Below are 13,182 nucleotides of genomic sequence, written 5' to 3'. Positions count from 1 at the left end.
TCAGACCTCCGTGTCGAGGAGCTCGCCGAGGTTGCGGTCCACCTCGGCGAGGTAGGCCGGCTCGAAGCCGAACAACCCGAAGTGCCCCGCGATGGAGGGCAGCACGCGCAGCTCGCTGTCCTTGATCAGCGCCTGCTCGGCGGCGCAGTCGCGGGGCGGGAAGAACATGTCCTCGTCGATCGGCATGACGAAGGTCCGGGCGGTGATCCGGCCCAGCGCCGCGGCCAGGTCGCCGTCGGTGTGCCGGGTGACGTCGCCGCGCTGCCACTTCCAGCCCATCGTGAGCAGGGCGTTGGGGTCCATGGCGAGGAAGGTGGCGTGCAGGAAGCGCTCCTGGAACTCGTCGTAGGTCGACCAGGTGACGTCGGGCAGCTCGACCCCGCGCCAGAACTCCGTGCGCCAGAACTCCGTGGACAGGCCGAGCACCGCCCAGATGTCGGCGTGCCGGCGCAGGCCCTCGGCGACCTCGGTGTGCGAGCGGTACTCGCCGCCGTTCCAGCCGGGGTCGGAGGTGATCGCGTCCATCAGCGTGCGGGTGAACAGGAAGTCGTGCGGGGTGTTCTGCGCGGTGCCGGCGATCGGGGCCGCGCGCAGCACCTGCTCGGGGAAGCGGACCGCCCACTCGTAGGTCTGCTGCGCGCCCATCGAGCCGCCGACCACCAGCGCCCACCGCTCGATGCCGAACAGCTCGGCGGCGAGCTGCTGCTGGGCGCGGACGTCGTCGCCGATGCGCACCTGCGGGAAGCGTGACATCGCGATGTCGCCGTCGGTGTTGTGCGGCGAGGTCGACAGCCCGTTGCCGATCTGGTTGACCACCACGATGAACCAGCGCGTGGGGTCCAGCGCCCGGCCGGGGCCGATGTAGACCTGCTCCCAGGTGGCGTGGGTGCCGCTGAACCAGGTGGGGATCAGGATCGCGTTGTCCTTCGCCGCGTTCAGCTCGCCGTAGGTGGCGTAGGCCAGCCGGAGGTCGGGGATGCGCCCACCCTCCTCGAGGTCGAAGCCGCCCAGCGAGTGCAGCTGGTAGGCGCCCTGCACCTCGGGCGTGTAGAAGGCGTTGTCGATCACGGCGGCTCCTCTGCTCAGGCGGGGTGACGCGGGTCACTCTGCCGGACCCGGCGGTTCCGGGACCAGTCGTCCCCGTCGGTCGGCGGACTCGAGGTGGACGGCGGGTCTAGCGTCGGCCTCCCGGACCGACGACCCTGGCCGCCGCGCGCTGCTGCGGCGGCCGCCGGAGAGGCAGGACGACGATGTTCACGGTCACCTTCGTGCTCCACGAGAAGCCCGGCACGGACCGCACCGAGGCGCTCCGCTACTGGCGGGAGACGCACGGCCCGATCGCCGGCGAGGTGCCCGGTGTCCGGCGGTACGTGCAGCAGCACGCCGTGGGCGCGCCCGAGGGCGACCCGCCGTTCCTGGGCGTGGCCAGCATGTACTTCGACGACCAGGACGCCTTCGCCGCCGCCACGCAGTCCGCCGAGTTCGCGGCGGCCGTCGCGGACGTGGACAACTTCGCCGACCCGGCGCTGGTCACGGCGTTCACCGAGGACGTGGTCGTCGTCGGCTGAGCGGAGGCCGCGGGCCCCGGGGCGGACGTCGTCCGCCCCGGGGCCCGCGTCGCCCCGGCCGAGCCGCTCAGCCCAGCGAGCAGGTCTGCAGCAGCGCCGGGTCGGTCGCGGTCACCCCCGTGGGGCGCGGGACCGTCGTGCTGGCCGGCGGCCGTGCCCCCTCCTCCACCCACGCGGTGAGCGCGTCGAAGACGGTCCGGAAGCAGGGCAGCATCGGCCGCAGGTGCAGCGGGTCGAGGGGAACCAGGCTGTCGACGTGGTTGCCGCCCTCGATGCGGTAGTACCGGTGCAGCCGGTCGCGGTGCTGGTCCGCGATCATCTCGGCGTAGACGTCGCTGTCCGTGCTGATGGGCAGCAGCGTGTCCAGCGTGCCGTGCAGGGTGAGCAGCGGCTTCCGGATCTCCCCGGTCAGGCTGATCCGGGCCAGGGCGTCGTGCACCTCCTGGGAGTCCCGGTCGGCGAACCACTCGTCGTAGTCCGCGTCGCTCGGACAGGGCGCCAGGATGGCCGGCAGGGTCGTGCCGGCCGTCGGCCCGGGGCACTCCGGGTCGTACTCCGGGTCGAACTCGGCCCGGTAGGTCTTCTGCGTCAGTCCCCAGTAGACCTGCTCGTGGTAGTCCCACAGCGGCTCGGAGCCGTGCGCGAAGCCGGCGGCGTACATGTCCTCGGCGTCCGCCTCGCCGAGGGTGTAGCGCACCGCGGTCGGCAGGTAGGTGAAGAGGTTGGGCCCGTCCGGGGTGAACAGGGTGCCCTCCCAGTCGACGCCGCCGTCGTAGAGGTGCGCCTGGTTCTCCAGCTGCCACCGCACCAGGTAGCCGCCGTTGCTGATCCCGGCCACGTAGGTGCGCTCCGGGTCCTGGCCGAGGTGCCGGCGCAGGGCGCCCTTGGCCGCGACCGCGAGCTCGGTGACCCGCTCGTGCCACTCGGCGACGGCGTCGCCGGGCGCCACGCCGTCCCGGTAGAAGTCGACCCCGTTGTTGCCCTTGTCCGTCGAGGCGTAGGCGAAGCCCTGGGCCAGCACGGCGTCGGAGACCAGGAAGTCCGAGGCGTACTGCTTGCGGGTGCCTGGTGCGCCGGCGACGACGAGGCCCCCGTTCCAGTCGTCCGGGATCCGGAGGACGAACTGACTGTCGTGGTCCCAGCCGTGGAGGGTGTTGGAGGTGGACGTGTCGGGGAAGTAGCCGTCGACCTGCAGTCCCCGCACGCCGGTCGGGTTCACCGTGCCCGGCACGTGCAGACCCGTCCAGTCCGCGGCGTCGGTGTACTGCCCGGCGGGGTGCAGCAGCAGGCCGGCCGTGGTCAGGTCGTCCAGGCAGGCGGTCACGCTGTGCTCCGCGCCGGGGACCTCGACCGCGTCGCCACCCGCGCACGGCCGCGATCCGGGGCCCGCGCCGGGGCCTCCCGGTCCGGCCGCGGCCGGCGACGCCTGCAGCGCGAGCGCCGCGGTGACGCCGAGGGTGGTGAGGGTCAGGGTGGTGCGTCTGCGGTGTGACACGAGGACTCCCTTGTCCGCGACTGTCCGGCCGAGTTCCGGATCCCATGCTGCGGTCGCCCGGGGAGGCGCGCCAGGTGCCCCCGTCACAGCCACCGGCGCCGGCTGTGTGCCGCGCCCACACCAGCGGTGGTCAGCGTCCGGCGGCCGTTCGGCGCCCCGACGACGTCGCGCACGGCCGTGCCGTCCCCACCGGACGACGCGGCTGCTCGAGGGCTGAACAGCCCCCGGACGCACGGGAGCCCGCACGGACGACGTCCGTGCGGGCTCCCGTCAGGGGTGGAGGTGGCGGGAATCGAACCCGCGTCCTGCGACGCATCACCAGGGCTTCTCCGAGCGCAGTCCGCTCTGCCTCTGCTCGGCCCTCCCGATCGCGCGAACACGTCGAGATGGCAGGCCCAGTCGCTGTGAGGTGTCCCGTGCACGCCCGCGACCGGCACGCACGGTGAGTCATCTAGCTGATGCCAGACACCGGGTCGATGACCGAACCCGGGCTGACAGCGTCACACTCGCTGATCAGGCAGCGAGGGCGAACGCGCGCTGACTCTTGTCGGCGCTTGTGTGTTTTCCGACGCGTGGTTAACGAGCTCATCGTCGGCTTCCTCGGCTCGCTTCCCCTGGTCACCCGACCGCAGTCGAGACCATTCACCCCCTGTGTAGTTGTGCACCCATCCTAACCGGCCCGACCAGCGGGTTGTTCCCCCGCCGCGCTCCTCCGGGGGTGTTCCTCGTGCCGTGGGGGTGCTGCAGGACCCCGGTGGACGAGGAACGCCCCCGGAGGCGACGCCGCTAGATCCAGTCGCGGCGCTTGAAGACGGCGTACAGCGTCAGGCTCACGCCCAGCATCAGCACCAGCGCGAACGGGTAGCCCAGGTGCCACGACAGCTCGGGCATGTCCTCGAAGTTCATCCCGTAGACGGTGCCCACCAGCGTCGGCGCGAACAGGATGGCCGCCCAGGCGGAGATCTTCTTGACCTCCTCGCCCTGCGCGATCGAGGCCTCGGTGAGCTCGCGGATCTCCTCGTTCTGCCGCTGCGCGACCAGCGTCGCGTTCACGGTGAGGATGTCGCGCAGCTGCTGGCGGAAGCCCTCCACCCGCTCGTTGACCTGCACGACGTGGTCGGCGACGTCGCGCAGGTAGCTGCGCAGGTCCTCGTCGACGCCGTACTTGTCGAACCCGGCGGTGATCGCGGCGAGGATGCCGGTCAGCGGCCGCGCGGCCCGCTGGAACTCCAGCACCTCCTGCGACAGCTCGTAGATGCGCCGCGAGACGCCCGGGTCGCCGCGGAAGACCTCGGTCTCGATCTGCTCGATGTCGTTGGCCAGCCCCAGGACGACCGGCGTGTACCCGTCGACGACGGCGTCGAGGATCGCGTACAGCACCGCCTCGCTGCCCTTGGCCAGCAGCGCCGGCTCGCTCTCCAGCCGCCGCCGCACGCGGGCGAGGTCGGGCGACTCACTGTGCCGGACGGTGATCGCGAACTGGCGGCCGAGGAACAGGTGCAGCTCGCCGAACTCGACCTGCTCGACGGCGTCGAGGTAGCGCGCGGCCTTGAGGACGACGAACAGCGTGTCGCCGTAGCGCTCGAACTTCGGCCGCTGGTGGGCCTGGATGGCGTCCTCGACGGCGAGGTCGGGCAGGCCGTACCGCTCGGCCAGCTCCCCCAGCTCGGCGGGCTCGGGCCGGTAGAGGCCCAGCCACACCATCCGGTCGTCGAAGCCCTCGGTCAGCCAGTCGTGGCTCTCGGCGGCCGACTCCGGCGTGGCCACCCGGCGGCCGCCGGCGTAGACGGCGTTGTCGACCAGCCGCGACTGGCGCTCCGGCTCGGGCGGCGGCGGGGGGACGACGACCCGGCGGGGCGGGGCCGGGCGGGGACGGCGCCCGAGGGTGAGGGCGGTGAGGGGCGCGAGGCGACGGTCGGCCATGACGGGCTCCCGGGGACGCTGGACGGCGAGGGCACAGCAGTGGCCATCGCTTCCGGCGGCCCCGCTGCAGGGTCCCGCCGCGAGCCTGCGAGTGGCGGGGGGCAGCGGGGTCCTTCTACGCGGGACTGGGACTGGGGGGTTCGCTGCGCACGGCGCTCGCCCTCCCTCCCGTCGGTGGCGGCCGGCATCCCGCGGGCCGTCGTCCATCGTGACACGCGGGCCCGGCCGCGGCCTCCCCGGAGGGGATGACTTCCCTCTCCGTCCACCCCTCGTTCACACGTCGAGGACGAGACCCACCATCAGCGGCAGCAGCAGGACGATGAGCAGCGCCCCGAGGACGTCGAAGGAGATCCCCGAGCGGATCATCTTGGTGATCGGCACGACGCCGGAGCCGTAGACGATCGCGTTCTGCGGCGTCGACACCGGCAGCATGAACCCGAAGGACGCCGCGAACGTCGCCGCGAGCGCGGGCACGAACGGGTTGATCCCCGCGGCCACCGCGACCGGGATGATGATCGGCACCACGACCGCCGCCGAGGCGGTGTTCGACGTCGTCTCCGAGATGATGATCGCCAGGATCACCGCGAACACCGTGATGGCGAAGGTGCTGCTCAGGCCGAGGGTGTCGGCCGAGGCGTTGCCGATGGTCTCGGCCAGGCCGGTGTCGGCCAGCAGCGAGCCGAAGATGATCCCGGTGCCGAAGAGCAGGATCGTGCCCCAGTCGATCGTCGCGGCGTCGGACCAGTTCAGGGTGAACTCGCGGCGCTTCCAGTCCGTGGGGATCAGGAAGAGCAGCGAGGCCCCGAGGACGGCGACGATGCCCTCGTCGATGCGGTCGCTGACCGTCGTGTAGAGGTCGGACTCGGTGCCGGCGGTCAGCGCGATGACCCCGGGGAAGATCCACAGCGCCACCGTCACGCCGAAGGCGACCAGCGTGTTCTTCTCCGCCCGGGAGACCGGGCCGAGCTCGGCGCGCTCGCGGGCCACGTACTCGTGCACGCCCTCGATCCGCCTGATCTCGGGGCGGTTGAGCAGCAGCAGGACCGCGGCCAGCGCGACGAACATCAGCGCGCAGATCGGCAGCGCCATGAGCATCCACTGGAGGAACCCGATCCGCTCCCCCGTCGCCTCCTCGATCAGCCCGCGGCCGATCAGGTTGGGCGGCGTGCCCACGGGGGTGATCAACCCACCCACGCTCGCGCCGTAGGCCAGCATCAGCATCAGCGCGACACCCACCCGCAGCCGCAGCGGGTCGAAGTCCGGCGCCACCAGCTGCTCGTCCTGCAGCAGCTTGGCGATCACCGACAGGATGCCGATCGCCGTGGGCAGCAGCATCGCGACGGTGGCGGTGTTGGAGACGAACGCCGACAGCACGCAGGTGATGAGCCCGAACGCGATGACCACCCGCGCCGTCGAGCCGCCCACCCACCGCATCGACAGGATCACCATGGCGAAGCGCCGGGCGACGCCGTGCTTGAGCATCGCCGCGGCGAGGATGAACGCGCCGATGAAGGTGAACACCGTGGTCGACCCGAGCGGGGCCACGGCGTCGTCGGCCGGCACCACGCCGAGCACGGCGATGGCGCCGACGCCGATGAGCCCGCCCACCGGGATGGGCACCGGCTCGGTGATCCACAGGACGATGACGCCGAGCAGGACGGCGGCCAGCAGGTGCTGGGCGCGAGGCAGGTCCAGCGGCAGGAGGGCGAAGACGACGGTGACGACCGGGGCGAGGAACAGCCCGACGGTGCGCCGTCCCTTCTCGAAGCGCTCCTCGGCCGGGCTGAGCTGCTGCTCGCCCAGGCTGCGGTAGGTGGCGGAGCCGCGGAACGCGGCGTCGACGTCGGTGGGCTGCCCAGAACCGGGCCGGCGGTCGGTCGTGGTCATGACGCCTCCCCAGGACTGTGGTCCCGACCATAGGGAGGAACGACTCAGCCGGGAACCTCCCCGTTCGACGGCGGGACGTCGAGGGCGACGAGGAACCGCGACACCATCCCGTAGCCGCCCACGAGCACCGCGAGCTCCACGACCTGCCGGTCGTCGAGGTGCTCCCGCACCGCCGCGAAGACGGGGTCGGGCACGACGACGTCCCGGGTGGAGGCGTCGGTGAAGGCGAGGACGGCGGCCTGCACCGGGGACCACACCGGTTGGCCGGTCGCGTCGGCACGGCGCAGCACCCGCAGGTGCAGGTCGGTGAGCCCGGCGCGGCGGGCGATGGGCTCGTGGGAGGTCCACTCGAACTCCGCCGCGTTGAGGACCGCGACCCGCAGGACGACGAGCTCGCGCAGGTCGGCGGGCAGCGTGGTGGCCCCGCGCAGCGCGCCCAGCAGCGCGTTCCAGCCCTCGGCCACCGGCGGGCTGTGCAGCAGCAGCCGGTCGAGGGTGGTCAGCACGCCACCGCGGCGGGCGCGCAGCAGCTCGGCGGCCGGCCCGTCGTCGGGTCCGTCGGGCAGCCGGGCGGTCACCGGCCGGCGAAGACCCCGGCCGGGTAGGCGCCGGCCGCGACGATCGTGCCCGACAGCTGCTTGCCCAGCTGGACGGCGCGGGCGGTCCGCTCGGGCCCGAGGTGCTGCCACGGGGCGGTCGACAGCGCGTCGGTCTCGGCCTCGATCCCGGCGCGCAGCCGCTGCCCGGCGTCGGTGAGCGCGCGCCCGGCGACCAGCCCGCGGTCGGCCAGCCCGGTCCAGCCGGCGGCCCACTCCTCGTCGGTCCACCCGCGCAGCGTCTGGGCGACCGGCTCGAGGAAGGCCCGGCCGGTGGCGACGTGGGTCTGCAGCGCCTCCATGCCCGACAGGCCGTGCCGCACCAGGACGGCGACGTGCGCGTCGCCGCGCCACTCGCGCAGCAGCGTGGCGGCGTGCCAGAGCCGGGTGACCGGGTCCTCGGGCCAGGGCAGGTCGGCGTGGCCGGCGTAGAGCGGGCGGCCCTCGGCGGTCAGCACCGAGCAGGCGTCGGCGAGCAGGTCGCCGAGCTCGGCCACCTCCGGCGCGGCCGCGGCCCGCTCCCCGCCGAGCAGCCGGGTCAGCGAGGCGTGGGCGGCGGCGGCTCGCGCGGTGACCACCTGCTCCGGGGCGGCCAGCGTCCACGCCCGCGGGACGTGCCGGGCGACGACCGCCGGGGAGAAGTTCGAGAAGGTCGCCGTCACCACGCCCGGGCCGACCGCGCCCATGGCGGCCGCCCGGCCGGCGAAGTAGACCATCCGCCCCGGCCGCAGGCCGACCGCGGTGAGGTGCTCCTCGGTCTCCGGCACGAAGTACACGTGGTTGTGCAGCGGCTCGACGGCGCGGTGCACGCGCCCGACCAGGGCGGGGTCCAGGGACGCGGGCCGATCGACGCTGACCATGCCGGGACCCTAGCGAGCACCCCGCGCCGGGACCGGGTACGCCCAGGAGTGGTGGGTGCGGGCCACCCGGAAGCCGACCCGCTCGTAGAGCGCGAACGCACCGGTGGTGTTCTCCGTGTCGACGTCGAGCGCGGCCCGCCCGCAGCCGTCGGCCGCGGCCGCGGCCAGCGCGGCGGCGATGGTCGCGCCCGCCACGCCCCGCCCGCGGGAGCCGGGCAGCACGCCGATCTGGCCGAGGTGGAGGGTGCGGACCCCGGTCGCGCGGGTGTCGGCGTCATACACGTAGCCGAGGGCGTACCCCGCGACGGCGCCGTCGGCCAGGGCCAGCACCGACAGGTCGGGCCGGAACGCCCTCACGCCGGTGAACCAGGTGCGCCAGGCCGTCTCGTCGCGCTCGGTGGAGCCGTGGTGCTCGGTGAACGCCGCGTTGTGCGCGCGGCGCACCTCGTCGTCGCGGTCCCAAGTGAAGGGCACCAGCTCGATCCCCGCGGGCGCTCCGGCGGCGGGCAGGTCGTGGAGCGGGCGCTGCATCGAGGCGAACAGCCGCTCGACCGCGAAGCCGCGGCGCTCCAGCAGCCGCGCCAGCGGGGTCATCGACGGCCAGGCGCTGGCCACCAGCCGGCCCGGCAGCCCGGGCGGGGCGAGCTCCGCGTGCTGCTCGGTGCCGCGGCGCACCTGCCAGTCCACCAGCGCCGTCCCGATGCCGCGCCCGCGCCGGCCGGGGTGCACCCGGCCCTCGGCCCAGACCCGCAGCGCCTCCCGGCCCGACCGCTGGGAGATCGACGTCGCCCAGGCCACCAGCGTGCCGTCGCCGGTGACCACGGCGCGGCCGTCGCGGGGCAGGTCGACGAGCTCGCGGCCCCACCACTCGGCCAGGTCGCCGGCGTCCTCGTGCTCACCGGTGTCGTCGACCGCCTCGGCGGCCGCGAGCAGGTCGGCCGCGGCCGCGGCGTCGTCGAGGGTGAGCGGGCGGGCGGTCAGCCCGTCGGGGAGGCCGGTCACGTCGGCGGGCAGCACGTCGGGCACGGCGGGACACGCTAGGCGGCGTCCCCGGACGGCGGCGACCCGTTTTCCGGTCGCACGAGCAGGCGGAACGGGTGGCCGTCCGGGTCGGCGTGGACGCGGACGTCCTCGTGCGGCTCGGTGCAGCCGACGAGCCGCCGGGCGCCGGTCTCCTCGGCCAGCGCGCCGGTCGCGTCGAGGTCGTCGACCTCGAGGTCGAGGTGGGTCTGCACCTGCTGGGGCCCGGCTCCGCGGGCCGGACCGGCGGCGAGCCTCACGCGGCCACCCCGAACAGCCGGGCGCCGTTGTGCCACAGCACCGCGCGCAGCCAGTCGTCACCGAGGTCCAGCCGCGCCAGCGCGGCGAGCTGCTCGGCGTAGGGGTACGGGATGGACGGGAAGTCGCTGCCGAGCAGCACCCGGTCCCGCAGCGCGCCCAGCCGAGGCCGGTCGCCGGGGTCGAAGGGCATCAGCCGCTCGGTGAAGTCGGTGGCGAACATGGTGGTGTCCAGGTGCACCCGCTCGTACCGCTCGGCCAGGTCGAGGAACTCCCGGTACTCGGGCATGCCCAGGTGGGCGATGACCAGCTGCAGCCGCGGGTGGCGCTCGAGCAGGCCGGTCATCGGCGCCGGCCCGGTGTGCTCGCCGCGCAGCGGGCCGGACCCGCAGTGGATGACCACCGGTGTCCCGGTCTCGGCCAGCCGCGCCCAGACCGGGTCGAGCAGCGGGTCGCGCGGGTCGAAGGCGCCTACCTGCACGTGCACCTTGAACACCCGAACGCCGCGGTCGAGCGCCTCGGCCACGTAGTGCGGCGCCTCGGGCTCGGGAAAGAACGTCGCCGACGACAGCACCTGCGGGTGGGCGGCGGCGAAGTCGTGCGACCAGTCGTTGAGCCAGGCGGCCATCCCGGGCTTGTGCGGGTAGGGCAGCGTCGGGAAGGCGCGCACGCCGAGCCGGGAGAGGACGGCGAGCCGCTCGTCCTCGGGCAGCGGGTAGTGCACCGGCCACGCGGCGCCGTAGTGCGTCTCGGCGGCCTCGAAGTAGGCCCACACCTTCGCCTGCACCGGGGCGGGGAGGAAGTGCACGTGCACGTCGACCAGGCCGGGCAGCCCCAGTTCCCGCCAGAACCGCGGGACGTCGGCGTCGTCGACCGGTGGATCGCAGCTCACCCGAGCGAACGTAGCGCCGGCCCGGGGACCGGGCTCACCGGTGTCCGGCGACGGCGGCGCAGGTGGCCAGCTCGAACACGGCCCGCAGCCGCGGGAACAGCTCCGGCGCACTGCCCGGCGTGAGCTGCCCGGTGACCGAGACGGTGACCGTGCGGGCGCCGTCGGCGGTGGCGGCGGCGAACTGGGTGTAGCCGGCGGTGTTGCCGGTGTGGCCGAAGACGGTGCCGCAGCGGGTGTCGTACCGGAACACCCCGAGGCCGGCGGAGTTCTCCCCCGGGCCGGGCGGCTCCGACGAGCCCGGCCGGAAGGTGGACTGCTGGTCGCGGGTCGCCGGGTCGGTGAGGTCGCCGCGGACGTGCGCGCCGATGAACCGGGCGAGGTCGGCCGGGGTGGACACGACCCCGCCGGAGGCCCACGACCAGCCCGCGGCGATCGCCGTGCTCACGTCCTCGGGCGGCTGCTCGGAGACGTCGTAGCCGTGCAGGTACGGGCTCGGGAGGTCCGACCCGACGGGGAGGCCCGTGGCCCGGAGCCCGGCGGGCCGCAGCACCAGCGCGGCCAGCGCCTCGGCGTAGGGACGGCCGGTGACCGCCTCGACCACGAGGCCGGCCACGACGTTGTCGGAGTTCGAGTACCGGTACTCCGAGCCCGGTGCGAACAGCAGCGGCTCGTCCTCGACGTAGGAGAGCAGCTCCCGCGGCGGCGGCGGGTCCTGCAGCGACGCCAGCAGCGCGTCCGCGAAGGCCTCGCTGCGGCTGAAGTCCGGGATGCCGCTGGTGTGCCCGAGCAGCTGGCGCAGGGTGACCGGTTGCCAGGCCGGTGGCAGGTCCGGCCGCCAGGTGCCGACGGGGTCGTCCAGGGTGAGCACACCGCGGGACACCAGGGCCAGCACCGCGGCGGCGTTGAACGCCTTGGCCACGCTGGCGACCCGCATCGCGTCCCCGGCCGCGGGCGGGCGCCCGGTGGCGAGGTCGGCGACGCCGGCGGTCAGGACGTCGAGGTCCCCGTCGCGGCCCAGCGTCACGACCGCGCCGGGCGGGCCGCCGGGCTGCTGCACGAGGTCGCCCAGCGCGGCCTGCAGCTCCGCGGTGTCCGGCGTCCGCGCGGTGTCGGCGACCGCCGTCGCCGGGACACCGGTCAGCGCCACCGCCGTGACCAGCGGGACCAGCAGGGACAGCGCACGCCGTGGCCCGGGCATGCGGGCAGGCTGCTCCGACGGCGTGCTCCCCGGAAGGCCGCTGCCCGGGGAGCGGGCCGCCACGCCGGGCCCGCTCAGCGGAGGGTGACCACGACCTTGCCGCGCACGTGCCCGCCGGAGACCAGCTCGTGCGCCTCGGCCAGGCGCTCCAGCGGGAACGCCCGCGCCACGGGCACCCGCAGCTGGCCGGCGTCGGCCATCCGGGCGAGCTCCTCGAGGTGCTCGTGCTCGGGCCGGACGAACACGTAGCGCCCGCCCAGCTGGCGCACCGAGGGGTCGGCGACGCTGACGATCCGCGCGGGGTCGCGGACCTGCTGCGGCGCGTCGGCCAGGGTGTCGCCGCCGACCAGGTCGAGGACGGCGTCGACCGGTGCGGTGAGCTGCCCGCTGAGCGGCCCGGCCGAGTAGTCGAGCACCTCGGCGACGCCGGCGTCGGTGAGGAAGCCGTGGTTGCGCGGGCTGGCGGTGCCGATGACGTGCGCGCCGAGGGCGACGGCGATCTGCACCGCGAAGAACCCGACGCCGCCGGCCGCCCGGTGCACCAGCAGCCGCTCGCCCTCGCTCACCTCGAGCGCCTCGGTGAGCGCCTGGTAGGCGGTCAGGCCGGCCAGCGGCACCCCGGCGGCCTCGGCGAAGGACAGCGACGAGGGCTTGCGCGCCAGGCAGCGCTGCGGGGCGGGCACCAGCTCGGCCGCCGTCCCCCACTGGACGTCGTCGCGGCGGACGTAGCCGTACACCTCGTCGCCGGCGGCGAAGCCGGTCACCGCGGGGCCGGCCACCTCGACCACCCCGGCGACGTCCCAGCCCGGGACGATCGGGAAGTGGTACGGGAACGCGCCGGCCAGGCCGCCCTCGCGGATGAGCACGTCGACCGGGTTGACCGCGCTCGCGTGCACCCGCACCAGCACGGTGTCCGGGCCGACCGGCGGGTCGGGCAGGTCGTCGCGGAGGCTCAGGACCTCGGGGCCGCCGAACTCGTCGAGGGCGATCCCGCGCACCTACCGCCGTCCCTTCACGTAGCGGCCGAAGGCGCGCTGGATCTCCCGGCGGGAGTCGCGCTCGGCCAGGTCGTGCCGCTTGTCGTAGGACTTCTTGCCCTTGGCCAGCGCGAGGGTCGCCTTGACCTTGCCGTCCTTGAAGTACAGGTCCAGCGGCACCAGCGTCAGCCCGCCCTCGCGGGTCTTGCCGATCAGCTTGTCGATCTCCTCGCGGTGCATGAGCACCTTGCGCTTGCGCCGCGGGGCGTGGTTGGTCCAGGTCCCCTGCGTGTACTCGGGGATGTGCACGTGCTGCAGCCACACCTCGCCGTCGTCGACGGTGGCGAAGCCGTCGACCAGCGACGCCCGGCCGGCCCGCAGGCTCTTCACCTCGGTGCCGGTGAGCACCAGGCCGACCTCGTAGGTGTCGAGGATCGAGTAGTCGTGCCGCGCCTTCTTGTTCTGGGCGATCAGCTTGCGCCCCTGTTCCCGCGGCATGGACCCCAGG

At 74.2% G+C, this 13,182-nt stretch carries 13 protein-coding genes and 1 other RNA gene; 1 reads left to right on the top strand and 13 read right to left on the bottom strand.

What is annotated here, in order from left to right; all coding sequences use genetic code 11:
- On the bottom strand, positions 1 to 1,068 hold the full coding sequence (locus LY71_RS03970) for an alpha/beta fold hydrolase (protein WP_106275661.1): 1,068 nt from the start codon (positions 1,066 to 1,068) through the stop codon (positions 1 to 3).
- A 182-nt stretch (positions 1,069 to 1,250) separates the two neighbouring features.
- Here LY71_RS03970 and LY71_RS03965 point away from each other — a divergent pair, with 182 nt between their 5' ends.
- Positions 1,251 to 1,568 (top strand): EthD family reductase, encoded by a 318-nt coding sequence (locus LY71_RS03965; RefSeq protein WP_106275660.1) that lies wholly within the window; start codon positions 1,251 to 1,253, stop codon positions 1,566 to 1,568.
- A gap of 67 nt (positions 1,569 to 1,635) precedes the next feature.
- Here the strand turns inward: LY71_RS03965 and LY71_RS03960 are convergent, their stop codons facing one another.
- From LY71_RS03960 to smpB, 12 genes are all read right to left on the bottom strand, one after another.
- Positions 1,636 to 3,063, bottom strand: a complete 1,428-nt coding sequence (locus tag LY71_RS03960; protein ID WP_245887647.1) for a tannase/feruloyl esterase family alpha/beta hydrolase — start codon at positions 3,061 to 3,063, stop codon at positions 1,636 to 1,638.
- A gap of 274 nt (positions 3,064 to 3,337) precedes the next feature.
- Positions 3,338 to 3,713: a transfer-messenger RNA gene (gene ssrA / locus LY71_RS03955) on the bottom strand.
- Between the two features lie 136 nt (positions 3,714 to 3,849).
- Positions 3,850 to 4,986: a magnesium and cobalt transport protein CorA gene (locus tag LY71_RS03950; RefSeq protein WP_106275659.1), complete on the bottom strand. Its 1,137-nt coding sequence runs from the start codon at positions 4,984 to 4,986 to the stop codon at positions 3,850 to 3,852.
- 273 nt (positions 4,987 to 5,259) lie between these two features.
- A complete protein-coding gene (locus LY71_RS03945; protein WP_106275658.1) occupies positions 5,260 to 6,873 on the bottom strand; it encodes an SLC13 family permease in 1,614 nt (537 codons plus the stop codon).
- 44 nt (positions 6,874 to 6,917) lie between these two features.
- Positions 6,918 to 7,451 (bottom strand): carboxymuconolactone decarboxylase family protein, encoded by a 534-nt coding sequence (locus LY71_RS03940; RefSeq protein WP_211297128.1) that lies wholly within the window; start codon positions 7,449 to 7,451, stop codon positions 6,918 to 6,920.
- Positions 7,448 to 8,329: an SCO6745 family protein gene (locus LY71_RS03935; protein WP_106275657.1), complete on the bottom strand. Its 882-nt coding sequence runs from the start codon at positions 8,327 to 8,329 to the stop codon at positions 7,448 to 7,450. Before LY71_RS03935 ends, LY71_RS03940 begins: the two co-directional genes overlap by 4 nt.
- A gap of 9 nt (positions 8,330 to 8,338) precedes the next feature.
- Positions 8,339 to 9,355, bottom strand: coding sequence for a GNAT family N-acetyltransferase (locus LY71_RS03930; RefSeq protein ID WP_106275656.1), 1,017 nt, complete (start codon positions 9,353 to 9,355; stop codon positions 8,339 to 8,341).
- Between the two features lie 11 nt (positions 9,356 to 9,366).
- Entirely contained in the window at positions 9,367 to 9,609 is a 243-nt protein-coding gene (locus LY71_RS03925) for a VOC family protein (RefSeq protein ID WP_106275655.1), read from the bottom strand.
- Positions 9,606 to 10,499 carry an amidohydrolase family protein gene (locus LY71_RS03920; RefSeq protein WP_106275654.1) on the bottom strand — a complete coding sequence of 298 codons (894 nt, stop codon included), beginning with the start codon at positions 10,497 to 10,499 and terminating at the stop codon, positions 9,606 to 9,608. The genes LY71_RS03925 and LY71_RS03920 overlap by 4 nt, the downstream gene beginning before the upstream one ends.
- A 34-nt stretch (positions 10,500 to 10,533) precedes the next feature.
- Entirely contained in the window at positions 10,534 to 11,697 is a 1,164-nt protein-coding gene (locus tag LY71_RS03915; RefSeq protein ID WP_106275653.1) for a serine hydrolase domain-containing protein, read from the bottom strand.
- Between the two features lie 74 nt (positions 11,698 to 11,771).
- A complete protein-coding gene (locus LY71_RS03910) occupies positions 11,772 to 12,695 on the bottom strand; it encodes an NADP-dependent oxidoreductase (protein ID WP_106275652.1) in 924 nt (307 codons plus the stop codon).
- The gene (gene smpB, locus LY71_RS03905) at positions 12,696 to 13,172 is read right to left on the bottom strand and encodes an SsrA-binding protein SmpB (RefSeq protein ID WP_106275651.1); all 477 of its coding nucleotides are present in this window, start codon (positions 13,170 to 13,172) and stop codon (positions 12,696 to 12,698) included.
- Positions 13,173 to 13,182 lie beyond the last annotated feature (10 nt).

It is taken from the genome of Geodermatophilus tzadiensis (assembly GCF_003002915.1).
In the GTDB taxonomy this organism is placed as follows: domain Bacteria; phylum Actinomycetota; class Actinomycetes; order Mycobacteriales; family Geodermatophilaceae; genus Geodermatophilus; species Geodermatophilus tzadiensis.
The sequence above is the reverse complement of the archived record's forward strand: the minus strand, read 5'-3'. Positions and strand labels throughout refer to the sequence as shown.